Annotated in this window: 24 protein-coding genes; 18 read left to right on the top strand and 6 right to left on the bottom strand. The window is 70.1% G+C overall.

Annotation, left to right across the window (positions count from 1 at the left end; all coding sequences use genetic code 11):
* Positions 1 to 92: 92 nt before the first annotated feature.
* The 3 genes from NS220_RS07765 to NS220_RS07775 are packed head-to-tail and all read left to right on the top strand — an operon-like array spanning position 93 to position 3001.
* Complete coding sequence (locus NS220_RS07765; RefSeq protein ID WP_058623506.1) at positions 93 to 1055, top strand: FKBP-type peptidyl-prolyl cis-trans isomerase; 963 nt, start codon at positions 93 to 95, stop codon at positions 1053 to 1055.
* 9 nt (positions 1056 to 1064) lie between these two features.
* Positions 1065 to 2147, top strand: coding sequence for a 1-deoxy-D-xylulose-5-phosphate reductoisomerase (gene dxr / locus NS220_RS07770; protein WP_058623507.1), 1083 nt, complete (start codon positions 1065 to 1067; stop codon positions 2145 to 2147).
* A 41-nt stretch (positions 2148 to 2188) separates the two neighbouring features.
* Positions 2189 to 3001 carry a MerR family transcriptional regulator gene (locus tag NS220_RS07775; RefSeq protein WP_058623508.1) on the top strand — a complete coding sequence of 271 codons (813 nt, stop codon included), beginning with the start codon at positions 2189 to 2191 and terminating at the stop codon, positions 2999 to 3001.
* 25 nt (positions 3002 to 3026) lie between these two features.
* Here the strand turns inward: NS220_RS07775 and NS220_RS07780 are convergent, their stop codons facing one another.
* Positions 3027 to 4685: a Mur ligase family protein gene (locus tag NS220_RS07780; RefSeq protein WP_058623522.1), complete on the bottom strand. Its 1659-nt coding sequence runs from the start codon at positions 4683 to 4685 to the stop codon at positions 3027 to 3029.
* A gap of 87 nt (positions 4686 to 4772) precedes the next feature.
* On the opposite strand from NS220_RS07780, the gene NS220_RS07785 reads away from it, so the two are divergent.
* Entirely contained in the window at positions 4773 to 6089 is a 1317-nt protein-coding gene (locus tag NS220_RS07785; RefSeq protein ID WP_058623509.1) for a M50 family metallopeptidase, read from the top strand.
* A gap of 63 nt (positions 6090 to 6152) precedes the next feature.
* Here NS220_RS07785 and NS220_RS07790 read toward each other — a convergent pair whose 3' ends face one another.
* A complete protein-coding gene (locus NS220_RS07790) occupies positions 6153 to 8090 on the bottom strand; it encodes an anthranilate synthase family protein (RefSeq protein ID WP_058623510.1) in 1938 nt (645 codons plus the stop codon).
* A gap of 208 nt (positions 8091 to 8298) precedes the next feature.
* Here NS220_RS07790 and ispG point away from each other — a divergent pair, with 208 nt between their 5' ends.
* Together ispG and NS220_RS07800 are read left to right on the top strand one after the other, a co-directional pair.
* The gene (ispG, locus tag NS220_RS07795; RefSeq protein ID WP_193755307.1) at positions 8299 to 9450 is read left to right on the top strand and encodes a flavodoxin-dependent (E)-4-hydroxy-3-methylbut-2-enyl-diphosphate synthase; all 1152 of its coding nucleotides are present in this window, start codon (positions 8299 to 8301) and stop codon (positions 9448 to 9450) included.
* A gap of 67 nt (positions 9451 to 9517) precedes the next feature.
* Positions 9518 to 10702: a benzoate/H(+) symporter BenE family transporter gene (locus tag NS220_RS07800; protein ID WP_058623511.1), complete on the top strand. Its 1185-nt coding sequence runs from the start codon at positions 9518 to 9520 to the stop codon at positions 10700 to 10702.
* Between the two features lie 10 nt (positions 10703 to 10712).
* Here NS220_RS07800 and pcp read toward each other — a convergent pair whose 3' ends face one another.
* The 3 genes from pcp to NS220_RS07810 form a co-directional block, all read right to left on the bottom strand.
* Entirely contained in the window at positions 10713 to 11345 is a 633-nt protein-coding gene (pcp, locus tag NS220_RS07805) for a pyroglutamyl-peptidase I (protein ID WP_058623512.1), read from the bottom strand.
* A 27-nt stretch (positions 11346 to 11372) separates the two neighbouring features.
* Positions 11373 to 11543: a hypothetical protein gene (locus NS220_RS20060; protein WP_193755308.1), complete on the bottom strand. Its 171-nt coding sequence runs from the start codon at positions 11541 to 11543 to the stop codon at positions 11373 to 11375.
* Between the two features lie 131 nt (positions 11544 to 11674).
* Complete coding sequence (locus tag NS220_RS07810) at positions 11675 to 12511, bottom strand: NADH:ubiquinone oxidoreductase subunit 4 (chain M) (RefSeq protein WP_153004204.1); 837 nt, start codon at positions 12509 to 12511, stop codon at positions 11675 to 11677.
* 128 nt (positions 12512 to 12639) lie between these two features.
* Here NS220_RS07810 and NS220_RS07815 point away from each other — a divergent pair, with 128 nt between their 5' ends.
* On the top strand, positions 12640 to 13167 hold the full coding sequence (locus NS220_RS07815; protein WP_058623514.1) for an RNA polymerase sigma factor: 528 nt from the start codon (positions 12640 to 12642) through the stop codon (positions 13165 to 13167).
* Between the two features lie 82 nt (positions 13168 to 13249).
* Here the strand turns inward: NS220_RS07815 and NS220_RS20065 are convergent, their stop codons facing one another.
* Positions 13250 to 13495 (bottom strand): hypothetical protein, encoded by a 246-nt coding sequence (locus NS220_RS20065; RefSeq protein WP_193755309.1) that lies wholly within the window; start codon positions 13493 to 13495, stop codon positions 13250 to 13252.
* Positions 13496 to 13511: 16 nt separating this feature from the next.
* Here NS220_RS20065 and NS220_RS20070 point away from each other — a divergent pair, with 16 nt between their 5' ends.
* The 11 genes from NS220_RS20070 to NS220_RS19215 all read left to right on the top strand — a co-directional run.
* Positions 13512 to 14372 (top strand): hypothetical protein, encoded by an 861-nt coding sequence (locus tag NS220_RS20070; RefSeq protein ID WP_058623516.1) that lies wholly within the window; start codon positions 13512 to 13514, stop codon positions 14370 to 14372.
* Positions 14373 to 14452: 80 nt separating this feature from the next.
* The gene (locus NS220_RS20075) at positions 14453 to 14623 is read left to right on the top strand and encodes an RNA polymerase sigma factor (protein ID WP_193755310.1); all 171 of its coding nucleotides are present in this window, start codon (positions 14453 to 14455) and stop codon (positions 14621 to 14623) included.
* 32 nt (positions 14624 to 14655) lie between these two features.
* Positions 14656 to 15093, top strand: a complete 438-nt coding sequence (locus NS220_RS07835; RefSeq protein ID WP_153004205.1) for a hypothetical protein — start codon at positions 14656 to 14658, stop codon at positions 15091 to 15093.
* Positions 15094 to 15176: 83 nt separating this feature from the next.
* Positions 15177 to 16973 (top strand): proline--tRNA ligase, encoded by a 1797-nt coding sequence (locus NS220_RS07840; protein WP_058623524.1) that lies wholly within the window; start codon positions 15177 to 15179, stop codon positions 16971 to 16973.
* A gap of 91 nt (positions 16974 to 17064) precedes the next feature.
* Positions 17065 to 17886 carry an aldo/keto reductase gene (locus tag NS220_RS07845; RefSeq protein WP_058623525.1) on the top strand — a complete coding sequence of 274 codons (822 nt, stop codon included), beginning with the start codon at positions 17065 to 17067 and terminating at the stop codon, positions 17884 to 17886.
* Between the two features lie 552 nt (positions 17887 to 18438).
* Positions 18439 to 19443 carry an alpha/beta fold hydrolase gene (locus tag NS220_RS07850; protein WP_242864563.1) on the top strand — a complete coding sequence of 335 codons (1005 nt, stop codon included), beginning with the start codon at positions 18439 to 18441 and terminating at the stop codon, positions 19441 to 19443.
* Positions 19444 to 19529: 86 nt separating this feature from the next.
* A complete protein-coding gene (locus tag NS220_RS07855; RefSeq protein ID WP_058623519.1) occupies positions 19530 to 22025 on the top strand; it encodes a glycogen/starch/alpha-glucan phosphorylase in 2496 nt (831 codons plus the stop codon).
* A 242-nt stretch (positions 22026 to 22267) separates the two neighbouring features.
* Entirely contained in the window at positions 22268 to 22897 is a 630-nt protein-coding gene (locus tag NS220_RS07860; RefSeq protein WP_058623520.1) for a hypothetical protein, read from the top strand.
* A 238-nt stretch (positions 22898 to 23135) separates the two neighbouring features.
* Positions 23136 to 24125 carry a transcription termination factor NusA gene (gene nusA, locus NS220_RS07865; protein ID WP_013583463.1) on the top strand — a complete coding sequence of 330 codons (990 nt, stop codon included), beginning with the start codon at positions 23136 to 23138 and terminating at the stop codon, positions 24123 to 24125.
* A 33-nt stretch (positions 24126 to 24158) separates the two neighbouring features.
* Positions 24159 to 24410 carry a YlxR family protein gene (locus NS220_RS19210; protein ID WP_081323038.1) on the top strand — a complete coding sequence of 84 codons (252 nt, stop codon included), beginning with the start codon at positions 24159 to 24161 and terminating at the stop codon, positions 24408 to 24410.
* Between the two features lie 93 nt (positions 24411 to 24503).
* Positions 24504 to 24691, top strand: a 188-nt coding sequence (locus tag NS220_RS19215; protein ID WP_193755311.1) for a translation initiation factor IF-2 N-terminal domain-containing protein, incomplete at its 3' end; no start/stop codon positions are given.

The following is a 24691-nucleotide window of genomic DNA, read 5'->3' on the forward strand; positions in this document are numbered from 1 at the left end:
CCGCATGCCCGGTCGCGCATGGGGACTCCCAGCCGCGGCTAAGACGGATGCGCCAGGATGGGGCTTCCCTGTCTTTCTTCGAGAGGTTCTCCGTGCGCTTCCGCCCGATCGCTTCCCTGTCCGTCGCCGCCGTCGCGGTGCTGCTGCTGGCCGGGTGCGCCGGTTCCTCCGACGACAGCCAGACGCCGGATGCCAGCGCGAGCCCCGACGCGAGCCAGTGCCAGACGCCGTTCACCGGCGACGTGCCCGCCGGCCTCGAGGTGTCCGGCGACTTCCAGGGAGCCGTCACGGTGACCCGTCCCGACGGGTTCGCGCCGACCGCGATCCAGCGCAGCACGCTCATTCCGGGCACCGGCGACGAGGTCAAGCCCGGCGACCTCGTGAAGGCGAACTACACCGTGATCGACGCGTCGACCGGCGAGGTCGCGCTCGACACGCTCAAGAGCGACCCCGCGGGCATGGACATGATCGTCAATGCGCAGCAGATCTTCGGCGCCGCGGTGTCGTGCGTCCCCATCGGCTCGCGGACCGTCTCGACCTTCCCGGCGGGAACGCTGGGCGAGGGCTCGCCCGCCTACATCCTCGTGGCCGACTCGATCTCCGAGCTGCCCACGCGCGCGGAGGGCACCGAGGTGGCTCCCGTCGACGGCATGCCGACGGTGACCTTCGCCGACAACGGCGCCCCGACCATCACGGTCCCCAGCACGCCGGCTCCCACGCAGACGCGTATCGAGAACCTCCGCCAGGGCACGGGCGATGTCGTGAACCCCGGTGACACGGTCATCGTGCAGTACACCGGCGTCCTGTACGACGGCGGCACCGTGTTCGATTCGAGCTGGGACAAGGGTGCGCCGACGCAGTTCGCGACGACCGACGTCGTCCCGGGCTTCAAGCAGGCGCTCGAGGGGCAGACGGTCGGCTCGCAGGTCGTCGCCGTGATCCCTCCCGCGGACGGCTACGGCGATCAGGCCAAGGGCTCGATCCCGGCCGGGTCCACGCTCGTGTTCGTCGTCGACATCCTCGGCGTCCAGCACGCGGCTCCCGCCGCTCAGTAGGCTGACGGGATGCGCCGCGTCCTCCTCCTCGGTTCCACCGGTTCGATCGGCACGCAGGCGCTCGACGTCATCCGCGCGAACGCGGACCGCTTCGAGGTCGTCGGCCTCGCCGCCGGTTCCGACCGCGCCGGGGTCGAGGCCCAGGCGCGGGACTTCGGCGTCGAGCACATCGCGCTCGGCGCGATCGAGGCGGAGCAGCTCGTGCGCGACGTCGAGGCCGACGTGGTCGTCAACGGCATCACCGGCTCGGTGGGGCTCGGCCCCACCCTCGCGGCCCTCCAGACGGGGCGGACCCTCGCGCTGGCCAACAAGGAGTCGCTGATCGTCGGCGGGGAGCTCGTCACCGCTCTCGCCGCCCCCGGTCAGATCGTGCCGGTCGATTCCGAGCACTCGGCGATCGCGCAGGCCCTGCGGTCCGGAGAGGCGCACGAGGTGCGCCGGCTGGTGCTCACGGCATCCGGAGGTCCCTTCCGCGGGCGCTCGCGTGAGCAGTTGCGGGGCGTCACTCCCGCCGAGGCGCTCGCGCACCCGACGTGGGACATGGGACGCGTCGTGACGACGAACTCGGCGACGCTCGTCAACAAGGGCCTCGAGGTCATCGAGGCGCACCTGCTCTTCGACGTGCCGTACGACCGCATCGATGTCACCGTGCACCCCCAGTCGATCGTGCACTCGATGGTCGAGTTCGTCGACGGGTCGACGATCGCGCAGGCGTCACCGCCGGACATGCGTCTGCCGATCTCTCTCGGCCTCGACTGGCCGCGCCGTGTCGCCGGCGTCGGCGCGCCGTTGGACTGGACGACCGCGAGCCAGTGGACCTTCGAGCCGCTCGACGAGGAGGCCTTCGGCTCGGTGGCGCTCGCCAAGAAGGTCGGGCGCGCCGGAGCGACCTACCCCGCGGTGTTCAACGCCGCGAACGAGCAGGCCGTCGACGCGTTCCACGAGGGGCGGCTGAGCTTCCTCGGCATCCTCGAGGTCGTCGACGCGGTCGTCGATCGCCACGAGGCGCCCGCGACGCTGACCCGCGAGTCGCTCGCCGAGGCCGAGGCCTGGGCACGTCGGACCGCGGATGCCGTGATCTCGGCGCGCTGACCTCTTGCTCCTCCCCTCGGGGGAGCGCTGAGACTGAGGACATGTTGCATATCGGAGAGTTCTCAGCCCTGACCGGCCTGACGGTCAAAGCCCTGCGTCATTACGACGAGCAGGGACTGCTCGCCCCCGCGCGGGTCGACGAAGCGAGCGGGCGCCGTTTCTACGCACCGCGCCAGATCCGCGACGCTCTGACCATCCTCGCCCTGCGAGAGGCGGACGCGCCCCTGCCCGTGATCGCCCGCGTCCTCGACTCGCCGGGGAACGTGGCTGCTCTGGAGGAGCAGCGCGAACGCGTGCTGAGGGAGCGGCGGCGCCACGACGCCGCGTTCGACGCGGTTCTGCAGACGCTCGCCACGCCTCCGGGCGAGATCGTCCTCGCGCGAAGGGAGGAGCCGGAGCAGGCATTCCTCGGCTATCCGCTCGCGACGGGCCCGCGGGCGGGAGCGGCGCGAGACGAGAGCACGCACGACGGCGATGCTCGGGATGACGACGCATCCGACCTCTTCGCGCACGCCGGCGTCGACGTCAGCGACTCGCACTGGGTCGCCACGAGAGTCCGCGATCACGAGACGCACGAGGTCACCCTGTGCTGGCCCGTGTCGAACGCCGGGGACGGGGACGACCTCCCGGGGTTCATCACGGGGGTGCTCCCGGCGCGAACGGAGCTTTTCGTGACACGCGGAACGGATGCCGCCGGGCTCCAGGATCTCGGATGGTACGCCGAGGCCTTGACGCGCCTGGTCGAGGCGCTCGCCGCGGAGCACCGCCCGCATCGCGACGGGTTCCTGATGCGTTACCAGGTGAGCCCGACCGGGGCGGACTCCTGGAACATCGACCTATCAGTCATCGTCTGAGCCCGAGCCGTTCCCGGGCGCCCGGTCAGGAGGGGAAGTCGACCGGGCGCTCGGGGTCGGACGAGGGTGTGCTGTCGGGCGGATACGGCACGGGCCACTGCGGATCGGGCACGGCCCAGCCCGCGGCGCGCAGCGCCCGCCGCGACAGCTCGCGCGCCGAGTAGGGAGTGCGCACACCGCGGATGTCGCGGTAATCCTGGTGGCCGGGTCCGGCCCAGAGGATCGCGTCGCCGTCGCTCACCAGCTTCACGGCCTCGAGGATCGCGCGCTCGGGCGGGGTGAACTCGAGGATCTCGGCATCGGGCCGCGCGCGACGCGCGCCCTCGATGAGCACTTCGCGAATGGCATCCGGATTCTCGTGCCGGGGGTGATGGTCGGTGACGACGAGGATGTCGCTGCCGAGGACGGCGGTGCGCCCCATGTCGTGGCGTTTGGTGGCATCGCGGTCGCCGTCGGCGCCGAAGAGCATGACGACCGTGCCGGGGGTCACACGGCGGACCGCCGCGAGAGTCTTCTCGAACGCGTCGGGGGAGTGGCCGAAGTCGACGTAGACCGCGGGGCCCTCGGGGCCCGAGACGAGCTGGGTCCGCCCGGGGAGCGAGGCATCGATGCGGCCGCCGTCGAGGGCCTCGACGAGGCGTTCCCACGCGTAGCCGGTCTCGAGCAGCATCACGATCGCGAGACCGGCGTTCGCGGCCATGTGCCGACCGATCACCGGAACCACGGTCGTGAGGGCGCGACCGTCGCGCGCGCGGAGGGTGAACTCCGTGCCCTCCTGGCGCTCGTCGACGATGTCGACCGTCCAGTCGGCGTCGGCGGAGGGATCCGCGGCGATCGCGGGGGTGACGATGGTGACCACGGGGATCTCGGCGCGGGCCGCGATCTCGGCACCCGCGGGGGAGTCGAGGCAGACGACCCCGCGCCGCGCGCGATCGGCGCGGAAGAGCGGAAGCTTCGCCTCGAAGTACTCGCGCATGTCGGCATAGTCGTCGAGGTGGTCGTGGGTGAGGTTGGTGAATCCCGCGACGTCGAAGACGAGACCGTCGACGCGGTGACGCGTGAGGGCCTGAGCGCTCACCTCGACCGCCACCGCCTCGACCCCCCGTTCCCGCATGAGCGCGAGAAGAGCGTGGAATTCGGATGCCTCGGGGGTCGTGAGCCGCGAGACGATGACCTCGCCCGCGATGTGCCGCTCCGCCGTCGACGACAGGCCCGTGACGACGCCCAGCTGACCGAGGATCCCCTCGAGCAGATGCGACACGCTCGTCTTGCCGTTCGTGCCGGTCGTGGCGAGCAGCCGGGGGATGTCGTCGCCCGGGCCGGTGCCGTACACCCACGCGGACAGGTCGCCGAGCAGCGCGCGCGGATCGTCGACGACCACGATCGGAAGACCCGCGGGACCCGCGATCTCGGCGCCGTCGGCGTCGGTGATGACGGCGACGGCTCCGCGCTCGGCGGCGGTCGCGGCGAACTCCGCTCCGTGACGGTTCACACCGCGGATGGCGACGAAGGCCTCTCCCGCGCGCAGATCGGCGGTCGCGAGCGTGATGCCCGTGAGAGTCGTCCCCTCGACCTCCCCGACGTGGCGAACGCCGAATCGACGGGCGAGCTCGGCGAGGTCGCGCTGGGGCGGACGCTCGGGCCGGAGCACGGGCGGGAGGTTCGGGGTGGCGTCGGTCGGCATCTCGTCCATTGTCTCATCCGGTCTCGCACAGACAGGGCATCGCCGTCGCACGGGTGCTTCAAAGGGCGGCGGCGGTATCGTCGGCGGGTGACTGCGATCGCTTTCCTCATCGGCGTCCTCGTGCTCGTCGTGGGACTCGCCCTCTCGATCGCGCTGCATGAGATCGGCCACCTCCTCCCCGCCAAGATCTTCGGCGTGCGTGTCGGCCAGTACATGATCGGCTTCGGACCGACGCTGTGGTCCCGCCGGATCGGCGAGACGGAGTACGGGTTCAAGGCCCTGCCGCTCGGCGGCTTCATCTCCATGGCGGGCATGTATCCGCCCGCGCCGGAGGGCGAGGAGCCGTCGAAGCGACGCTCGCGCTTCTTCGCCACGATGGTGCAGGACGCGCGGGATGCCAACGCCGAGACGCTCATCGGCGGCGACGATCGCGCGTTCTACCGGCTTCCCGTGTGGAAGCGCATCATCATCATGCTGGGCGGGCCGGCCATGAACCTCGTGCTCGCGGTGGTTCTCTTCACGATCGCGTTGAGCGGGATCGGCATCCAGCAGGGGACGACGACCGTCTCCTCGGTCTCGGAGTGCGTGATCCCGGCGAGCCAGCAACGCCAGGACTGCGAGCCGTCCGATCCGGTGGCCCCCGCGAAAGCTGCGGGCATGCAGCCGGGCGACACGATGATCTCGATCGACGGGACGCCGGTCTCGAACTTCAACGAAGCGGCGGCGATCATCCAGGCGTCGCCGGGCAAGGCCCTGTCGATGGTCATCGAGCGCAACGGACAAGAGCAGACCGTGCAGTTCACCCCCCAGTCGACCGACCGTGCCGTCACGGACGCCCAGGGCCGACCGGTGACGGATGCGTCGGGCGCACCCGAGTACGAGACCATCGGTTTCGCCGGCCTCCGCCCCCAGTTCGCCTTCGAGCCGCAGCCGATCTGGACGGGGATCGACGCGACGGGGCAGTACATCGGCCAGGTGGCGAACATCATGGCGCACCTGCCGGCGCGGATCTACGACGTCGCCGTCGACACGATCACCGGGCAGCCGCGCGACGCGAACAGCCCGATGAGCGTCGTCGGCGCGGGGCGGATGGCGGGCGAGATCGCCGCGGTGGACGCGCCCATCCTCGATCGTGTGCAGCAGATGATTCTGCTTGTCGGAGGCCTGAACATCGCCCTCTTCGCGTTCAACCTCATCCCGCTGCTCCCGCTCGACGGAGGGCACGTGGTCGTGGCGCTCTGGGACGGGCTGAAGAAGCTCATCGCGCGGGCCCGCGGCCGGATCGCGAAGCCCGTGGATGCCACCCGGCTGGTGCCCGTGACGTTCCTCGTCGTGATCCTGCTGGTGGGAATGGGCAGCGTGCTGTTCCTCGCGGACATCTTCAACCCGGTGAAGCTGCTGTAGCGGGCTTCGACGGGCTCAGCCACCGCGCGAAGTGGTCGCTGAGCCCGTCGAACGGACGGTGCGTCAGAGCACGTGGGCGATCAGCCGCTCCAGCGTCCGCATGCCGTCACGCGACAGGATCGACTCGAGGTGGCCCTGGACGCTCGCGTAGCCGGGGCCGCGCAGGGCGTAGACGTCGCCGGTCTCGGCATCCGCGGCGACATCGGTCACGACCTCGGCCGCCGCGGATCCCGCGCCGACCGTCATGCCCCGCCGCGTGTCGCCCGGTGCCACCCGCGCCGTGAAGGTGTTGTAGAAGCCGATCGAGGCCGGCTCGCCGAAGACGTCGACGGTCTTCTGCAGGCCCTGGTGCGGGTGGGCGAGGGGCTGCAGGTCGATCCCGAGAGAGTCGGCGAGAATCTGGTGGCTCAGGCACACCGCCAGCAGCGGAGCGCCCGCCGCGCGGCGGCGACCGACGACGTGGCGCATCGCCTCCATGCGCGGACTGTCGTCGCGCGGGTCGCCGGGGCCGGGGCCCGAGACGACGAGATCGGCGGCGTCGAGTTCGGCATCCGTGACCTCGGACCAGTGCACGATGCGGGTGTCGAGGCCGAGGTGGCGCAGCTGGTGCGCGAGCATCGTGGTGAAACGGTCCTCGGCATCCACGACGAGCGCCGTGCGCCCGGCGAAGGGACCCGAGCCGTCGGGGTCCTGCGGGTTCATCCAGAACGGTGCGAGACGGTCGTTGCGGGATGCCAGGAGCTCGGCGATCGCGGGATCCTCGTCGAGCGGGAGCCGCGGGGCGGTCGGCGCGTCGGGGTCGGCGGAGGGCGGAGCCGCCGGTGCGTCGCGGGGGATCGCACCGATCGCCCCGAGGACGCCCGCGGCCTTGCCGTGCGTCTCGCCGACCTCTCCGTCCGGCTCGGAATGACGCACGAGCGTCGCGCCGACGGGAACGCGCAGGCGTCCGTCGACGAGGTATGCCGTGCGGATGAGGATCGGCGCGTCGAGGTCGTGCGCGGGGCCCTCGGTCGCGCCGTTCGGGGTGAACAGGGCGGCGACGCCGGAGTAGTAGCCGCGCGGGGTCGTTTCGTGTCGCGCGATGACCGTGCAGGCGTTCTGCATGGGGGAGCCGGTGACGGTGGGGGCGAACATCGTCTCGCGCAGGATGTCGCGCGGGTCGAGGTCGCTGCGTCCGCGCAGCATGTACTCGGTGTGGGTCAGGCGCGACATCACCTTGAGGTGCGGGCCGGTGATGCGTCCGCCGTCGCTGCAGACGGCGCTCATCATCTTCAGCTCCTCGTCGACGACCATGAAGAGTTCCTCGGTCTCCTTGGTCGAGCGCAGGAACTCGGCGAGCGTTTCGGCCGTCGCGCCGCCCGCCGGGTGGCGGAAGGTGCCCGAGATGGGGTTCATCGTCACGATGCCCGCCTTGGCGCTCACGTGCGCCTCGGGGCTCGCGCCGACGGCGATGTGCCCGTCGGTGACCACCGCGAAGGTCCAGTACGCGCCCTTCTCGTGTTCGAGCAGGGCGCGGAACCACGTCAGAGCGGCCACCCGTGGGTCGACGTCGACTCCGGCGACGAAGTCTCTGCGGATGACGAAGTTCGCCCCCTCGCCCCTCCCGATCTCGTCGGCGATCACCCGACGCACGATGTCGGCGTACTCCTTGTCGGCGATGTCGAAGCCCGCGTCCGCGAGCGGCACCGGCGAGGAGGGAAGGGATGCCATGGCCGCCGCGCGATCCAGTGAGACACGCTCGTCCACCACGAGGCAGCGCAGCGGTGCCCCGTCGTCGTGGCAGACGAAGCCGCGCTCGCGCACCTGCCGGAACGGCACGAGCGCGAGGACTTCGCGCGCGGTGCCGGTGGCATCCGTCAGAGGGATGTCGCTCAGCAGATCGACGTCGACGACGTCACCGGTGAGGACCTCGACCGTCGCGCCGTCGCGCGCGATCAACGCGAACGGGGCGGAGCCGTCGAGGAGGTCGGAGATCAAGGAGGAGGGGTCGGGCCCGGTCATCGAGGTGTTCTTTCGTCTCTGAGTGAGGGTCCACAGCGGCCGCCGAAAACACGAAGACCGCCCGGATTCCCCAGGGGGAGGGCGGTCTGTTGCATGCGTGCGCACCGCCTAGACGGTGGGCCACCAGGATGTGTGCGCGCGCATGGCGCTGAACTTACCACAGGCCGTCTTCAGCCCCCGCGCGGGTACGGCGGCGTAGGCTGAGGCCGTGCCTGCAGTGAACATCGGGATGCCCCGCGTGCCGGAGGTCCTCGCGCCTCGTCGCAAGACCCGCCAGATCAAGGTCGGCAAGGTTCTCGTCGGCGGTGACGCCCCCGTGAGCGTCCAGTCGATGACGACCACCCCGACGACCAACATCAACGCCACCCTCCAGCAGATCGCCGAGCTGACGGCATCCGGCTGCGAGATCGTGCGCGTCGCCGTGCCGTCGCAGGACGACGCCGACGTGCTGCACATCATCGCCAAGAAGAGCCAGATCCCGGTCATCGCCGACATCCACTTCCAGCCGAAGTACGTCTTCCAGGCGATCGACGCCGGCTGCGGCGCCGTGCGCGTGAACCCCGGCAACATCCGCAAGTTCGACGACCAGGTCGGCGCGATCGCGAAGGCGGCCAAGGACGCCGGAGTGTCGCTGCGCATCGGTGTCAACGCCGGTTCGCTCGACCGCCGCCTGCTCGAGAAGTACGGCAAGGCCACGCCCGAGGCGCTGGTCGAGAGCGCCGTGTGGGAGGCCTCGCTGTTCGAGGAGCACGACTTCCACGACTTCAAGATCTCGGTCAAGCACAACGACCCGATCGTGATGGTCAAGGCCTACCGCCTTCTCGCGGAGCGGGGCGACTGGCCCCTGCACCTCGGCGTGACCGAGGCCGGACCCGCGTTCCAGGGCACGATCAAGAGCGCGACGGCCTTCGGCATCCTGCTCTCGGAGGGCATCGGCGACACGATCCGCGTCTCGCTGTCGGCCCCGCCGGCTGAAGAGGTCAAGGTCGGCCACCAGATCCTGCAGTCGCTGAACCTGCGCGAGCGCAAGCTCGAGATCGTCTCGTGCCCCTCGTGCGGGCGCGCCCAGGTCGACGTGTACACGCTCGCCGACGATGTGACCGAGGGCCTGAAGGACATGACCGTGCCGCTGCGCGTGGCCGTCATGGGCTGCGTCGTCAACGGCCCCGGAGAGGCGCGCGACGCCGACCTCGGCGTGGCGTCGGGCAACGGCAAGGGTCAGATCTTCGTCAAGGGCGAGGTCATCAAGACCGTCCCGGAGGCCGAGATCGTGCGCACGCTCATCGAAGAGGCGAACCGCCTCGCCGACGAGATGGGTCCCGACGCGGCCACCGGTACCGCGCAGGTCATCACGGCCTGATCGAGGCATCGCGTGGTCCGCGCGATCGGAAGTGGACCACGGCCGTTCCGATAGCGTCGGGAGTCTCATGACCGAGACTCCGAACGCCTCCCTCGCCCGACCGCTCATCGCCGGGGTCGTCACCGCTCTCGTCGGTTTCACCAGCACGTTCGCCGTGGTGCTCACCGGCCTGCGCTCCGTGGGCGCGACGCCCGAGCAGGCGGCGAGCGGCCTGCTCGCGATCACGCTCATGGTCGGGATCGGCTGCATCCTTCTCGCCGCGCGCTACCGGATGCCGATCACGATCGCGTGGTCGACCCCCGGTGTCGCGCTGCTCGCCGCGACCGGAGCCGTCGAGGGCGGATGGCCCGCGGTCGTGGGAGGTTTCCTCGTGTCGGGCGCGCTCATCCTGTGCACCGCGCTGTTCCCTCCGCTGGGGGCCCTGATCGCGCGCATCCCGCCGTCGATCGCGCAGGCGATGCTCGCGGGCGTCCTGTTCCCGCTCTGCGTCCAGCCGTTCCTCGGTCTCGTCGCCGACCCGTGGGGCGTGGCACCGGTGCTGATCGTCTGGCTCGTGGCATCCCGTCTGCTCCCGCGGTGGGCCGTCCCGCTCGCGTTCGTCGCGGCCATCGTCGTGGTCGCCGTGTCGTTGGCGCGCACGGGAGCGGACCTGGATGCCGCGAGCCTCGTGCCGCAGCTGGCTTTCACCGCCCCGACGCTGACGGTGGGGTCGGTCGTCGGGATCGCCCTGCCCCTGTTCGTGGTGACGATGGCGTCGCAGAACGTGCCCGGGTTCGCGGTCATGCGGAGCCTCGGCTACACGATCCCGTGGCGTCCGGCGATGCTCGTGACCGGTGCGGGCTCGATGCTGGCGGCCACCGCCGGAGGACACGCGATCAACCTCGGCGCGATCAGCGCGGCCATCGCGGCAGGTCCCGACTCGCACCCCGACCCGAAGCGGCGCTGGGTGGCGGGCGTCTCGGCCGGGGGCACCTACCTCGTTCTCGGGGCGCTGTCGGCGGCGTTCGCAGGCATCGTGCTGCTCGCCCCGGCCGGAGTCATCCCGGCCGTCGCGGGCGTGGCGCTCTTCGCGGCCTTCGGCTCCGCCGTGCAGCAGGCGATCGACGATCCGGGCGAGCGGACCCCGGCCGTCGTGACCTTCCTCATCGCGGCATCCGGAATCGCGATCGCGGGCGTCAGCGCAGCATTCTGGGCGCTGGTGGCGGGGCTCCTCGTGCGGGCGGTCCTGCACCTCGGGCGGCGCTCCGCCTGAGGTCGCGCCGTCAGTGGAGGGTGCCGCCCGGGGTGGCGGGGTCGTCGCGCACGTCGAGGGCGGTGCGCACGGTGAGCTCGAGGGCGCGGACGATGTCGTCGAGGGGGAGGGATGCCGCGCCCTCGGGGGCGCTCTCGCGCGCGGAGGGCACGTGCACGAAGCCGGCGCGCACCCCCGGCGCGGCGGCATCCAGGGCGGTGTACATCACGTGGTTGCACACGAACGTGCCCGCCGAGTGCGACACCGCGGCGGGGATGCCGGCGTCGCTCAGCGCCGCCGCGATCGCCTTGACGGGCAGGGTCGCGAAGTAGGCGGCCTGGCCTCCCTCGACCACGGGGCGGTCGACGGGCTGTGCGCCGTCGTTGTCGGGGATGCGGGCATCGGCGAGGTTGATCGCCACTCGCTCCGGGGTGACCTGCGCGCGTCCGCCCGCGAGGCCCGTGGCGATCACCACGTCGGGGCGGTGCTCGGCGAGAAGCTGCCGGACTCTCGCCGCCGCCGCATCGAAGGCCACCGGGAGCACCTCGACGATCAGTCGTTCGGTGCCGGTCCAGCGCTCCTCGACGGCGCGGACGGCATCGCCCGACGGATTCGTGGCGTCGCCGGCGAACGGCTCGAACCCGGTGAGGAGGACGGTCGTCATCACTCCAGGCTATGTCGGGTGGTGGGTTCAGGCGCGGACGGGGACCTTCGCTCCCGCTTCGCGTCGCGCGAGGTCTTCCACCCCGGCGAGCCAGCGGGCGCGCGTGCGGTCATCCGCGGAGCGGACGGAGGGGAAGCGCGTCGTGCGCACGCTCGGGATGCCGCAGAACTTCAGCGTCTGATTGCGGACCTGGCGCACGGCGGGGTCCCCCGTCCACCGGAGGAACCAGGTGGGGGAATCGCTCGTCAGGAGGAGACGCCCGGTGCGGGCGGGGAGGAGTCCTTCCGGCAGCCCGTTGGGGCGGTAGCGCGGCGGAGTGAACCGCCCGGTCAGCCCAGGTCGAACTCGGCGCGGAGGCGCTCGCGGATGAGGACGTAGGGCGGGTACTCGCGGAAGAAGCGGAGCTTGTCGGCCACGGCCCCGCCGTCGGTCGGCTCGTCCTCCATCACGTAGGCCGTGAAGCTCTCGGCGAAGTCCTCGGCGACGTTGGTCGCGGCGTACGCATCGACGAAGTCGTCCTCGTGGGCGGCGTAGAACGCGTCGGCCACATCGACGTCGACGTTGTCGGCATCCGGTGCGTCGGTGTAAGCGCTCCAGAACCGGTCGGAGAACGCGAGCAGGGCCGTCTCGGGCAACAGGCACCCCTGGCCGGTCCAGATCGTGTCGCAGGTGTCGGTGTAGGAGTCGACCGAATCCGGTCCGAGGCTCAGGACGTGCGCGTACTCGTGCACGAGCGTGCCCAACCAGAGCTCGTCGTCGTCGGAGTACGCGACGTTGGCGGCGAACGTCCAGTACTCGGGTGCGGTGTCACGCGCCACCCACGCCAGGGTGTCGCTGGAAGGGTCGTCGCCCACCTCGAGCCGGCTGATCCGGGTCGCCGCGACGCGCGGCGTGAACACGCGTTCGATCTCGGCCCAGACCGCGGCTGCCTCGGCACTCGGCGAGGGGGACAGGATGCCGTCGGCCCCGACCTCGTAGACCTCGGTGACGCGGAAGTCGTCGTCGACCGCGGACGGGTCGTCGAGCGGAGAGGTCCCTCCGCTGAACGAGGCGGACGCGTCGGCCAGCTGCACCGACCACACGACGAGGCCGACCGCGCTCCAGAAGACCACGCCGAGCACGAGCGCGACGCCGCTCGCGATCACGGCGATCCATCGGGGTTGCACGCCCTCACCTTAGGGTCACATGGCCGATCGGGTATCTCCCGTGCGCGAGGGTGAATGCCGTTATCGACCTGTGACCCAACTGGCGTCGATTCCGGGAACTTCTGGCGTGATCGCGGACACTACGGGGTGTGGAAGATGACGACGCCGGGCTGTGGGCTCGGGTACTCAGGGGCGATGAGCTGGCGTTGGCGGCTTTGTTCGATCGGTATGACGCGCGGCTGTTCCGTCATGCGTCGCGGTTGCTGACGCATCGGGAGGATGCGAAGGATGCCGTGACGGTGGCGTTCTTCGAGTTGTGGCGGAAGCGGGCGTCTGTGCGTCTGGTGCAGGGGTCGCCGTTGCCGTGGTTGTTGAACACGGTGGCGCATTGCGCGCGGAATCTGGAGCGGTCGGGGCGGCGGTATCGGGCGTTGCTGGACCGGACCCCCATCGCTGAACCGGTGCACCGCGATCACGAGGAGAGCGGCGTGTTGAACTCGCTTCGGAAGCTCCCCGAGCGGGAGCAGGCGGTCGTGGTGCTGTCGGTGTTGGAGGGGTACTCCGAGCGCGAGGTCGCGCAGGCGCTGGGAATCCCGGCGGGAACGGTGAAGTCACGGCTCGCCCGCGCGAAGACGAAGCTCCGCGACGACCTGGCAGGGGAAGGGGTGCAGGCATGAACGAAGAACTGACGGCCGACGAGCGGGCGGCGATGCGCTCTCGCATTGTGGGCGGCGCACGCGACATCAAGCCTGCCGGTGCTCACCGGAACGCGTGGATCGCGGGGTCGATCGCGGCGGCGTTGGTGGTCGCGATCACGGGCGGTGTGGTGGCGACCTCGACGTTGTCGGCGCCGCAGATCGCGAACACCCCGAGCCCGGCCCTTACGGCGACGGTCGCACCCGTCGTATCGACACCGACACCGACCCCCACGCCGACGCCGACGCCGACGTCCACGCCGACCCCGACTCCGCCGCCGGTGCCGAGCACCCCCGTCGTTGCCTTCAACGGCGACTGCGGCCAAATGCTCAGCGACGCGGATCTGTCCGAGCTGCTCATCGGTGGTCCCGGGCGGCTCTACACGGAGCCCGGACTCGGAACGAACGTGGAGGATTCCCTGGCTCTGCTGGGGGGACTCTCCTGCATTTGGATCGGCAATCAGGACTCGATCTCGGTCGTCGTCGCCGCACCGTCGGCGGTCGCCCCCGATCTGCAGGCATCGATGGCGTCGGTGACGTGCTCGGTGGACCGCGGATGTGCGACCGGTCGGGTTGTGGCGGACGTCTGGATCGGTGCATTGGTCTCCGCCAGGGCCGGAGATTACGACGCCGGTTTCACCCAGGAAGAGGTGTCCGCGGCATCCGCTCGGCTCGATCGCGTGATTTCGCGTGTTGCCGCCAAGCCGCACGCGTCACCCGTGGCGTCGTTCGGGTCGGTTCACGCCGATGGCTGGGTGCTCTCCGACTGTGTCGCCCTCAAGGGCCGCCTGGAAGGGATCACCGGCCTCTCCCTCGAGATTCGGGTCGCGCCGGGCACCTACCCCACTCCGACCCGTCCGGTGGAGAGCCTGCTGATGAGCTCCGCAGGCGTCTCGACCTGCGAGTTCCGGGAACCCGCTTATGGCAGTCGGGAGATGATCGAGGTGACGCTGATGCCGGGGGCGTCGGCACCGCCGGCGTCCGCACTCGCAGTGGCGGGAACGTCCGAGACCTCCGTCCCCGGCGCCGACCGGGCGTGGGTGCATGCGGACCCCAGCCGTGGTTACTCGACGGATCTCGTGGCTGTCGTCGGCGACAACCGCCTTCTCGTCAGACGCTTCACGGGGTCACCGTCGGGGACGGATGCCGACAAGATCGCTGCGGCTGTGCTGGAGTCCCTGCGGTGAGCGAGGTCGATCGGCACCGGGCTTCGCTCGGACAGGGCGAAGAAACGGAAGGGGAACGAAGAGTGGTCTCGGGGGCGGACATGGGGAGCGAGGACGACGCCGGGCTGTGGGCTCGGGTACTCAGGGGCGATGAGCAGGCGCTGGCGGCGTTGTTCGATCGGTATGACGCGCGGTTGTTCCGTCATGCGTCGCGGTTGCTGACGCATCGGGAGGATGCGAAGGATGCCGTGACGGTGGCGTACTTCGAGTAATGCTGTCGAGGGTCGGTACGTATGCGCCCGGCGTGCCCGCCACACCGACAGCGGCGTGGTGGGGTCCGCTCGACTGCTCCGCGGTGAAGAGTGCCATCGATCCGACGGAGATCGGGTACGACTCGGTGAGCGTGGATGTCCCGACATTCTCGTCCTTCCCCGACGGCTGCGGTCTCTCCTTCCGCCGAGGAGACGAGGGCTGGGGAGCGTCCGTCTTCCCCATCGCCGGCGGGGCGGTCGAGATCCCCTCCGTGATCGCGGCAGGAGGCACGCAGGTCGATGTCGCCGGGGCGCGGGAAGCCTATTGGGTGGCCTCGTTCGACGGCGTCGATGGAGGAGGCGGGTACGTCCTGGCTGTGACTGACGGTGTCAACGTGCTGCAGGTGAACGTGGGTGCGGGGATGTCGTCTTTGGAAACCGATCTCCAGCACGCGACGTTCGTGGCCGAGCGCATTCTGCCTCTCCTGTGAGCAGCGGAGACCCCGCCGTCCGTCACGACGGCGGGGTCCGCGGCATCCATCGTCCTCACCGGCGCGCCGTAGACTCGATGATCGTGGTCACCCGTCTCTCGAACTACTTCCTCCGCACGCTCCGCGAAGACCCCTCCGATGCCGAGGTCACGAGCCACCGCCTGCTCGTGCGCGCCGGCTACATCCGCCGCAACGCGCCCGGCATCTTCGCCTGGCTGCCGCTGGGGCTGAAGGTCAAAGCCAAGATCGAGACGGTCGTTCGCGAAGAGATGGCGAACGCGGGCGCCTTCGAGGTGCACTTCCCGGCCCTGCTGCCGCGCGAGCCATACGAGGTCACCGGCCGCTGGGAGGAGTACGGCGACGCCCTGTTCCGCCTGCAGGACCGCAAGGGCGCCGACTACCTCCTCGCGCCCACGCACGAGGAGATGTTCACGCTCCTGGTGAAGGACCTGTACTCGTCGTACAAGGACCTGCCGCTGACGATCTACCAGATCCAGGACAAGTACCGCGACGAGGCGCGTCCCCGCGCCGGCCTCCTGCGCGGCCGCGAGTTCACGATGAAGGACGCGTACTCGTTCGACGCGACGGATGCCGGACTGGATGCCTCGTATCAGGCCCAGCGCGACGCCTACGAGCGCATCTTCACGCGCCTGGGGCTGGAGTACGTGATCGTCGCCGCCGACGCGGGGGCCATGGGCGGATCGAAGTCGGAGGAGTTCCTGCACCCCACCCCGATCGGTGAGGACACGTTCGTCCGCTCCGCCGGTGGGTACGCGGCGAACGTCGAGGCCTTCACCACGGTCGTCCCCGAGTCCCTGCCGATCGAGGGTCAGCCCGCGCCGGTGATCTTCGACTCCCCGAACACCCCCACGATCGCGACCCTCGTCGACCACGCGAACGCGCACCTCGACGCTCCCGCGCCGGGCATCGCCGGTCCCGCGACCGCCGAGGCGACCGCCTGGACCGCCGCGCACACGCTCAAGAACGTCGTGCTCGCCCTCACCCACCTCGACGGCACGCGAGAGCTCGTCGTCGTGGGCCTTCCCGGCGACCGCGACGTCGACGACAAGCGGGTCGAGGTCGCCTTCGCCCCCGCCGAGGTCGAGGCCGCCACCGAGGCGGACTTCGCGAAGAACCCGCTCCTGGTCAAGGGCTACATCGGCCCCTGGTCGCCCACCGGCCCCGTTCTGGGCGAGGAGTCGGCGACGAAGATCCGCTACGTGCTCGACCCCCGCGTGGTCGACGGAACCGCGTGGATCACCGGCGCCAACGTCGACCAGAAGCACGTGCACTCTCTCGTCGCCGGCCGCGACTTCGTCGGCGACGGCTTCGTCGAGGTCTCGACCGTGCGCGCCGGCGACCCGGCCCCCGACGGCTCGGGCCCGGTGGAGCTCGCGCGCGGCATGGAGATCGGCCACGTCTTCCAGCTCGGTCGCAAGTACGCCGAGGCGCTGGGGCTGAAGGTGCTCGACGAGAACGGCAAGCTCGCCACGGTCACGATGGGCTCGTACGGCATCGGCGTGACCCGCATCCTCGCGATCATCGCCGAGCTCAACAACGACGACAAGGGTCTGATCTGGCCGGAGTCGGTCGCGCCGTTCGACGTGCACGTGGTGGCCACCGGCCGCGACGCGGCGGCGTTCGAGCTCGCCGAGCAGGTGTCGGCCGACCTCGAGAGCGCCGACCTCGACGTCCTCTACGACGACCGTCCCAAGGTCTCGCCCGGTGTGAAGTTCGGCGACGCCGAGCTCGTCGGCATCCCGCGCATCCTCATCGTGGGCCGCGGTGCCGCCGAAGGCCAGGTCGAGCTGTGGGACCGCCGCACGGGTGAGCGCGAGACGCTCTCCGTCGCCGACGCCGTGACGGCGCTCACTCGCTGAGACGTTCCGCGCAAACGGCATCCCTTCGCCACCGCCGGAGGGGTGCCGTTTCGTCGTCCGCGCGGTGCTCGGCATCGGTAGCGTGGATGCCATGATCTCGGCCCCTCGTCTGTCCCTGTCCGACGGCTCCACGATCCCGCAGCTCGGCATCGGCACCTACAAGGTCCCCGCCGACGTCACCGCCGGCCTCGTGGAGGGAGCGCTCGCGACGGGCTATCGCCACGTGGACACGGCCGCCCTCTACGGCAACGAGACCGAGGTCGGCGAGGGACTGCGCGCGTCGGGACTCGACCGCGACGAGGTCTTCGTCACCACCAAGGTGTGGAACGACGACCAGGGGTTCGACGAGACGCTGCGCGCGTTCGACGCCAGCGCCGCGAAGCTCGGACTCGACCGGGTCGACCTGTACCTCATCCACTGGCCCATCCCGAGCGCCGACCGCTATGTGGAGACGTGGAAGGCGCTGGTGCGCCTGCAGCAGGAAGGACGGGCGACCTCGATCGGCGTGAGCAACTTCACGATCGCGCACCTCGAGCGCCTGCGCGACGAGACCGGCGTGCTGCCGTCCGTCAATCAGGTCGAGCTGCACCCGCGGTTCCCCCAGAACCAGCTGGCCGACTGGGATGCCGCGAACGGCATCGTCACCGAGTCGTGGGCGCCGCTCGCCCGTGGCGGCCTGCTCGACGAGCCTGTGCTCGCCCGAATCGCCGAGAAGTACGGCAAGACCCCGGCGCAGGTCGTGGTGCGCTGGCACCTCGACCGCGGGCTGGTGGTCTTCCCGAAGTCGGTGTCGCTCGACCGCATCCGCGAGAACGGCGACGTCTTCGATTTCACCCTGGATGCCGACGACCACGGGGCGATTGCGACCCTCGAGACCGGGGAGCGCACCGGCCGCGACCCCGCCCTCGACTGACCCCGATCAGACGTCGAGCCGCGCGAAGCGCGCGCGGAAGATCGTGAACACGCCGTAGGCGAGGAAGCCGAGACCCACCAGGGCGGCCAGGAGCGGGCCCCCCGATCACCACGAACACGATGCCCTGGGGGCCTCGGCCGCGATGCGCGCGATCCGCTTCCGTCCCGAGAGCCCGCGCGGGGCGACGGCCTGCAGCAGATGCCAGCCGCCCAAAGCGACCAGCCCCGCGGCGAGGGCCCACAGCCCCGAGGGGCAGCGCCGCCAGCGCCCGGAACGCGCCCGTCTGATCCGAGTCCTCCGCGGCGCCGAAGCCGACGGCGAGCACGAGCGCTCCGACGCGGAGATGCAGGATGCCGTTGGCCATGTAGCCCGCGCGGGCGGCGACGCGAAACGCGGGGTTCGCTTCGGCCTCCCGGGCGGCGGAGCGGGCGGAGGACGGCATCCCGGCACCGTATGCGCTCCCGCGTCGGAATCACAGCCGGTTGCGCGCGGCGTCCGAGGCGCTGTTTATCATGGCCTGATGCCCGCTCCCCGCCGCCCGTTCGTGCGACGGTGGAACGCCCTTCCCGCTCTGACGCGCAACGCGCCGCCGCGCGTTCTTCTCATCGTCGGCACCGTGGTGGTGCTGCTCGGGGCGCTGATCGTCTCGCGCCCGCTCACCTCGTCGCGCAGGGCTGCGCGCCGAGCCTGCGCGATTCCACCGCCACGCGCTGGGCCATACCCGCGCTCGAACAGGCGCTGAAGGCCGGGTGGGTCGTCATCGCCTCCGACTTCTCCGGCCAGGGGGCGCCCGGCGCCTACCCGTACCTCATCGGGAAGGGCGAGGCCCGCTCGTCGCTCGACGCGGTGCTGGCCACTGCCGAGCTCCGCAGCGATCTGACCCTGTCGCCCGACACCGTGGTGTGGGGGCATTCGCAGGGCGGGCACGCCGCCCTGTGGACCACCGCGATCGCCGAAGACTACGCGCCCGGCATCGACGTGCTGGGCACCGCGGTGGTCGCCCCCGTCGCCGACCCGCCCGCCCTTGCGCGGGAACTGCTGTCGGGACCGCCGAACGCCATGCTCTCGGTCATCACGTCGTGGGTGCTCGTCCCGTACTCCGAGACCTACGCCGACGTGCACCTCGACGACTACATCGCGGAGGGCTCGCGATCGATCGTGCTCGAGATGACGCAACGCTGTCCCACCGAGCCCGGCGTGGTCGTGTCGGTGCTCACCGCGCTCGGCGTCTCCGAGGATCGCCCGCTCTACAACGCCGACCTCACCGACGGAGCGCTCGGCCGCCGCCTCGCCGAGAACGCCATGACCGAACCCCTCAGCACGCCGATGCTCGTGGCATGGGGCGCCGACGACGAGGTCATCCCGCCCAGGCTCCAGCGCGAATACATCGACAAGCTCTGCGCCGAGGGGCAGCCCGTGCGGTGGGCGAGTTACGCGGGCTACGACCACCTGCGCCCGATCCTGCCGAAGTCGCGCTTCCTCCCCGTGCTGTTCGACTGGACGAAGAACCTCATCGAGGGCACGGAGCAGGTCGTCGACGGGTGCGGGCTGCGCTGACCGGCAATACGGCGTCCGGGTGAAGATCATGTGTCAAGGCCGTTGCCGTCTTGGCAGCGTGGTGCGCGAGTGATTACGGTCGTTAGGTGCCCGACCAAAGCTCAGAGCTCCGTCCGACTCACCCGCTGGCCATCGCGCCCGTCGTCGCCCCGGCGGCCTCGGTCGACGGCTTCACGAAACAGTTCCTGCAGAACCTGAACTTCGATCAGGGTGTGACGCTGTCGACGTCGGACGTCAACGACCAGTACCTGGCTCTGGCCTACACGGTTCGCGATTACCTGATGGCGCGCTGGTTCGACGACCGCGCGAATCAGAAGACGCAGCAGGCGAAGACGGTCTGCTACCTCTCGGCCGAGTACCTGCTGGGGCGCCAGCTCGACAACAACCTCCTCGCCGCGCGGCTGACCGACATCGCCACCGAGGCGCTCGCGCAGTGCGGCATCGACATCGACGACCTGCGTCAGGTCGAGATCGAGCCCGGTCTCGGCAACGGCGGTCTCGGCCGCCTCGCCGCGTGCTTCATCGACTCCCTCGCGACGATGAGCGTCCCCACAATCGGGTACGGCATCCGCTACGAGTACGGCATCTTCCGCCAGGCGTTCGCCGACGGACAGCAGATCGAGCAGCCCGACGCGTGGCTGCGGATGGGCTCGCCGTGGGACTTCGCCCACCCCGAGGCCGCGCAGACCATCTCGTTCGCAGGCTCCACCGAGACCTACGACGACGAGGGCGTCGAGCGCACCCGCTGGGTGCCCGAGTGGAACGTGCTCGCGGTGCCGTACAACATGATGGTCCCCGGCTATCACAACGGCCGCGTGAACACCCTGCGGCTGTGGCGCGCGGTGGCCACCAACGCCTTCGACCTGCACACCTTCAACTCCGGCGACTACGTCGAGTCCGTCCGCGCGCAGACCTTCGCCGAGAACATCTCCAAGGTGCTTTACCCCGAGGACTCCACGCCCCAGGGCAAAGAGCTGCGCCTGCAGCAGCAGTACTTCTTCGTCGCGGCATCCATCGCCGACTTCATCGAGAACGTCCTGCCCGACGACTTCGACCTCGAGAAGCTCCCCGAGCGCGTGATCTTCCAGCTCAACGACACGCACCCCGTCATCGGCGTGCCGGAGCTCATGCGCGTGCTCGTCGACGAGAAGAAGCTCGAGTGGGATGCCGCGTGGGCCATCACGCAGAAGTGCTTCGCGTACACATGTCACACGCTGCTGCCCGAGGCCCTCGAGGTCTGGTCGGTCGACCTGCTCGGTCGACTCCTCCCGCGCCATCTCGAGATCATCTACCGCATCAACGATGAGTTCCTCCTCGAGGTGCGTGAGCGTTTCGGCGACGACGAGATGCTCATCCGCAATATGTCGATCATCGGTGAGCACCCCTTCCGCTCCGTGCGCATGGCGTACCTCGCGACCGTCGCCGGCTCCAAGGTGAACGGCGTCGCCGAGCTGCACTCGCAGCTGCTGCGCGACAACGTGCTCAAGGACTTCGCCGCGATGTGGCCCGACAAGTTCACCAACGTCACCAACGGCGTCACGCCCCGCCGCTTCCTGCGCCTGGCCAACCCCGAGCTGTCGGCCCTCATCACCGAGGCGCTCGGCGCGGGCTGGACGGTCGACCTCGAGCGCCTCCGGGGTCTGGAAGCCCTGGCCGACGACGCCGATTTCCGCGAGCGCTTCGCCGCCGTGAAAGCCTCGAACAAGCGACGCCTCAGCCGTGTGCTCGAGGCGCGCGGAGAGGCCCCGCTCGACGACGGCCACATGCTCGACGTGATGATCAAGCGCCTGCACGAGTACAAGCGTCAGACGCTCAAGGTGCTGCACATCGTCAGCACGTACGAGGGGATCGTGTCGGGTCGCCTGGGTGTGGATGCCGTGCAGCCGCGCACCTTCCTGTTCGGCGCCAAGGCGGCTCCGGGTTACGGCATGGCCAAGCGCATCATCCACCTCATCAATGCCGTGGGCGAGGTGGTGAGCGCCGACGAGCGCGTCCAGGGCAAGCTGAAGGTGCTGTACCCGGCGAACTACAACGTGACCCTCGCCGAGAGCATCATCCCCGCCGCCGATCTGTCCGAGCAGATCTCGCTCGCCGGCAAAGAGGCGTCGGGAACCGGCAACATGAAGCTCGCCCTGAACGGTGCCCTCACGATCGGCACCGACGACGGAGCGAACGTCGAGATCCGCAAGCTGGTCGGCGACGACAACTTCTTCCTCTTCGGCATGAGCGAGCCCGAGGTCGAAGCCCTCTGGGCCGAGGGGTACCGCCCCGCCGACTTCTACCAGGAAGACGGCGAGCTGCGCCGCGCGATCGACCTCATCGCGTCCGGGGCCTTCTCGGACGGCGACCGCACCGTGTTCGAGCCGCTCGTGTCGAACCTGCTGTACGACGACAGGTTCATGGCGCTCGCCGACTTCCGGTCGTACCTCGACGCGCAGGATCGGGTCGACGCCGCGTACGCGGACCAGGACGGCTGGGTGCGCTCGGCGATCCTCAACGTCGCGCGCAGCGGGTACTTCTCGTCCGACCGCGCGATGCGCGACTACCTCGACCGGATCTGGCACGCCACACCGATCAGCTGAGCGGTCACGGATGCCGCGGCCCCGGCGCCGCGGCATCCGGTGTCCGTCGGGCGCATGGTGCCGACGGTGGGTCTTCGGCCGGGCACGGCGGTGCGGGCGAGTTCTGGTGGACGAGGATCCGGCGCGGGGGAGCGGTCCCCGCCGCGCGAGGCGTGGCAGCAGAACGACGAGGCGTGGCGGTGAGGGCCCTCGCGCGCGTGGTGAGCGGCGGCGAGGCTGGAAGACCTGACACAGGAGGCCCCATGCGCATCGCCGACTTTCCCATCCCCGACACGGCGGCCGCTCACGCCGCCCTCGACCTGGCGGACGAGTACCAGTCGGCGGCGATCACGGCCCACGGGGTGCGGTCGTGGCTGTGGGCGGAGGGATTCGCCCGCGTCGGGGGCCTCGACGGCATCGACCATGAGCTGCTGTACGTGTCCGCGGTGCTGCACGACATCGGCACCGTGGTCCCGTTCGACAATCACACGCTGTCGTACGAGGAGGCCGGGGGGCACGTCGCGATCGCGCTCACCGCGGGAGCGGGCTGGTCGCGGGACCGGCGCCGGCGTGCGCTCGAGGTGATCATCCGGCACAACTGGACCAGCGTCGACCCGCAGCTCGACGTGGAAGGCCATCTGCTGGAGATCGCGACGGGGCTCGACATCTCGGGGTCTCGCGCCGACGTGCTGCCCGCAGACTTCGTGCGAGAGGTGCTGGCGACCCATCCGCGCGGCGAGCTGGCCGCGGAGTTCGGCGCCTGCGTCACCGATCAGGCGTCGCGGAAGCCGGAGACCGCGGCCCGACGGCTGGTCGACGGGGGAGTGCTCGCCAAACTGGCGGCGAACCCGTTGGAGGGCGTTGCGCGGTCCGGGGCCGGGCACAACTCCTGAGAATTCGACTCCGCCGCCGAGACGTCCCGCGTATTCTCGCGGTTCGTACCCCCTGTGCCGGACGTTCTTCCGGAGTTGTGCACGGCGGAGCACGCGCTCGGCGCGCCGCACCCGGGAAACGGCTGTGCGATGGTCTCCCTGCCGCTCCTCGAGTCGCGGGAGGCGGGGCATCCCGGGTATCGTTGTGGGGTTGTCGGCGCCGGTCGCGTCGACGAAAGCTGAACAACGGAGGGCCCTTGTGGACATCGATCTCGCACTTCTGAAGACGATCGAACGCGAGAAGGAGATCCCCTTCGACGAACTCGCGCGCATCATCGAGCAGGCGATCCTCACCGCCTACGCCAAGCACATCTCGCCCAGCGGCGAGATCCCCGCCGGCGCGCGGGCCGAGCTCGACCGGAAGACCGGGCACGTGGGGATCTTCACCCCCGTCACCGACGAAGAGGGCGCCGTCATCGGCGAAGAAGAACAGGCTCCCGACGACTTCGGCCGCATCGCCGCCTTCGCCGCGAAGCAGGTCATCAGCCAGCGTCTGCGCGACATCGCCGACGACGCGGTGCTGGGCGAGTTCCGCGGCAAAGAGGGCGACATCGTCGCCGGCGTGGTGCAGCAGGGGCCGAACCCCCGCATGGTGCACGTCGACCTCGGCACGGTCGAGGCGATCCTCCCGCCCGAGGAGCAGGTTCCCGGTGAGACGTACGCCCACGGCTCGCGCCTGCGCGTCTACGTCACGAGCGTGTCGAAGGGCAACAAGGGCCCTCAGATCACGGTGTCCCGGACGCACCCGGGACTCGTCCGCAAGCTGTTCGCCCTCGAGGTGCCCGAGATCGCCGCGGGTCTCGTCGAGATCGTGTCGCTGGCCCGCGAGGCCGGCCACCGCTCGAAGATCGCCGTCAAGGCCAACGACCCGACGGTCAACGCCAAGGGCGCCTGCATCGGCGAGCTCGGCCGCCGTGTGCGCGCGGTCACCGAAGAGCTCGCCGGCGAGAAGATCGACATCATCGACTACGACGCCGAGCTGCCCCGTTTCGTGGCGAACGCCCTGTCGCCGGCGAAGGTGACGTCGTCGTTCGTGCTGGACGCGTCGACCAAGGCCGTCCGCGCGCTGGTGCCCGACTACCAGCTGTCGCTCGCGATCGGCAAGGAGGGCCAGAACGCCCGCCTCGCCGCCAAGCTCACCGGCGCCAAGATCGACATCCAGCCCGACAGCATCCTCGAAGACAACTGATCGTCCGTCGTCTGCGTGAGCGCGAGGTGTAGGATGGGTCCCGTACGAACGTGCGTCGGATGCCGCGCACGCGCCCCCCGATCTTCGCTTCTGCGTGTGGTCGCGGACGGGTCGGTCCTCGTCAGAGACGAGCGAGCGGTCCTGCCCGGGCGGGGAGCGTGGGTGCACGAGACGGACGCGTGCGTGAGGAAAGCGCTCGCGCGTCGCGCCTTCGTACGAGCATTGCGTGTGTCAGGCCCGCTTGACACGCAGACCTTCGAATCAACCCTCCAGCGAAAAGGCTGAACGGCTATGGACACGAAGTGAACGGCTCGAAATGAGACCCGTCCGCAACTAACGGTCTGCCCTGTCCGGGGTAGGCCCTCAGACAGGAGAATTGTGGCAAAACCACGCGTGCACGAGATCGCTTCCGAGCTCGGCGTCGACAGCAAGGTCGCGCTCGCGAAGCTGAAGGAGCTCGGCGAGTTCGTCAAGAGCCCCTCATCCACCATCGAGCCCCCCGTGGCTCGTAAGCTCCGCGCCGCTCTCGCGGCCGAGAGCTCTTCCGGATCTTCGGATGCCAAGCC

The sequence above is a fragment of the Microbacterium testaceum genome (assembly GCF_001476655.1).
In the GTDB taxonomy this organism is placed as follows: Bacteria; Actinomycetota; Actinomycetes; order Actinomycetales; family Microbacteriaceae; genus Microbacterium; species Microbacterium testaceum_C.

Coding starts and splice junctions, on each gene's coding strand:
- dxr (WP_058623507.1), top strand. CDS start 1,065: ATGCGCCGCGTCCTCCTCCTCGGTTCCACCGGTTCGATCGGCACGCAG.
- NS220_RS07775 (WP_058623508.1), top strand. CDS start 2,189: ATGTTGCATATCGGAGAGTTCTCAGCCCTGACCGGCCTGACGGTCAAA.
- NS220_RS07780 (WP_058623522.1), bottom strand. CDS start 4,685: ATGCCGACCGACGCCACCCCGAACCTCCCGCCCGTGCTCCGGCCCGAG.
- NS220_RS07790 (WP_058623510.1), bottom strand. CDS start 8,090: ATGACCGGGCCCGACCCCTCCTCCTTGATCTCCGACCTCCTCGACGGC.
- NS220_RS07800 (WP_058623511.1), top strand. CDS start 9,518: ATGACCGAGACTCCGAACGCCTCCCTCGCCCGACCGCTCATCGCCGGG.
- pcp (WP_058623512.1), bottom strand. CDS start 11,345: ATGACGACCGTCCTCCTCACCGGGTTCGAGCCGTTCGCCGGCGACGCC.
- NS220_RS20070 (WP_058623516.1), top strand. CDS start 13,512: ATGCTCAGCGACGCGGATCTGTCCGAGCTGCTCATCGGTGGTCCCGGG.
- NS220_RS20075 (WP_193755310.1), top strand. CDS start 14,453: ATGGGGAGCGAGGACGACGCCGGGCTGTGGGCTCGGGTACTCAGGGGC.
- NS220_RS07845 (WP_058623525.1), top strand. CDS start 17,065: ATGATCTCGGCCCCTCGTCTGTCCCTGTCCGACGGCTCCACGATCCCG.
- NS220_RS07860 (WP_058623520.1), top strand. CDS start 22,268: ATGCGCATCGCCGACTTTCCCATCCCCGACACGGCGGCCGCTCACGCC.
- NS220_RS19210 (WP_081323038.1), top strand. CDS start 24,159: ATGGGTCCCGTACGAACGTGCGTCGGATGCCGCGCACGCGCCCCCCGA.